This window comes from Microvirga makkahensis, assembly GCF_009830105.1.
GTDB classification, from domain to species: domain Bacteria; phylum Pseudomonadota; class Alphaproteobacteria; order Rhizobiales; family Beijerinckiaceae; genus Microvirga; species Microvirga makkahensis.
In genome coordinates this window covers 1-1,334 of record NZ_WURB01000075.1, presented here as the reverse complement: position 1 = coordinate 1,334, position 1,334 = coordinate 1, and the positions used below count along the sequence as shown (strand labels likewise).

Below are 1,334 nucleotides of genomic sequence, written 5' to 3'. Positions count from 1 at the left end.
GAACTGCGTCCACTGCAAGACCTGCGACATCAAGGACCCCAACCAGAACATCACCTGGATCACCCCCGAGGGCGGCGGCGGACCCAACTACGTCAATATGTAAGGGCCGGCACGAGAGAGGCCGCGCTCCTTGAGGTGGACGGATCTACACTGAGGAGTTGACCGGATCTGCCGGGCTTTCGGAGACTGAAGCCCATGGCCAAGAACCGCACCCACAGCATCGATTGCAAACGGCAGGTCGTGCAGGACTACTTTGCCGGCGAGATCCTGCACGGCTTGGTCAGGCGCCACGACCTGCCGCACAATCTGATCCGGGTCTGAGCCTTTGGTCAGAGCAGCCTATTCCAGCCGTCAGCCACAGCGCCTAGAGGCACTACGACTTGCCCCAGTCTATGGATCCGCAAGTCCGCTGAACACACAGGCCATTTTCGATTGGTGATGAGTTGTGCCTGCCCCCTCATCCCGAGAGGGGGCTCTCGCGATCTCGGCGCGGGCCACCGTGTTGCCTGCGCTTGTCTACTTCGTCGCTCTGATGATGATGTCCGACACGACGACATTCTCCCCGGACGGGGCGGTGATTGCCGCCTCCAGCAGAGCCCGGGTGATCCTCTCATGAGGCACGACCCGGTACCGGCGCGGCACGAGCGGCTCTGCCCAACGAAGGATCCGCATGGCCACGAACTCCGCGGGCCAAAATTCCGTCCGGTCTCCGCCGATCAGAGTAGGGCGCACGATGGTCAGGAAGGAGAAGCCGACACCGCGGATCGTGTCCTCTACCTCGCCTTTGGCCCGGTTGTAGAGGAAACGCGAGCGGGGATCGGCGCCGCTCGCAAAGTTCAACGCGAAGGCACGCGCGCCGTGCTGTCGGGCGACCCGCGCGCCGGCCAGCGGATAGTCGTGGTCGATCCGGCGGAAGGCCTCCTGCGAGCCCGCCTTGCGGATCGTGGTGCCGAGGTGCAGATCACGCCGTCGACGGCCCGCCACGCTGCCTCGGCCGGCAGGTGCTGGACGGCAACCACCGGGTTTTCGAGCTTCGGATGGGGAGGCAATGGCTGACGGGTCGGGGCGACGATGCGGGCCAGCCGTGGGTCATTCTGTGCCCGCCGCAGGACGGCCCCGCCGACCAGGCCTGTCGCGCCAACGAGCATCAGCGTCGTCATTCAGGTTGCCCTGCCGAGGGATGTCAGCACGTGCCGGGCGACGAGCTCGGAGGATTGCGGGTTCTGCCCCGTGATCAAGTTGCCGTCCTGGGCCGCGAAGGGCTGCCAGTCCGGCCCACGCTCGAAGCGGCCTCCCAGCTCCTTGAGCCGGTCCTCCAGCAGGAAGGGCACCAC

General features: G+C 65.7%; 3 protein-coding genes. 2 read left to right on the top strand and 1 reads right to left on the bottom strand.

The annotated features are described in order from the left end of the window. On the top strand, positions 1–103 hold a 103-nt coding region (locus GR328_RS26485; protein ID WP_160888625.1), incomplete at its 5' end, for a 4Fe-4S dicluster domain-containing protein. Between the two features lie 92 nt (positions 104–195). Next, complete coding sequence (locus GR328_RS28140) at positions 196–321, top strand: hypothetical protein (protein ID WP_281352156.1); 126 nt, start codon at positions 196–198, stop codon at positions 319–321. 195 nt (positions 322–516) lie between these two features. Here GR328_RS28140 and GR328_RS26480 read toward each other — a convergent pair whose 3' ends face one another. Then, positions 517–984, bottom strand: a complete 468-nt coding sequence (locus GR328_RS26480; RefSeq protein ID WP_205790350.1) for a Rossmann-fold NAD(P)-binding domain-containing protein — start codon at positions 982–984, stop codon at positions 517–519. Positions 985–1,334 lie beyond the last annotated feature (350 nt).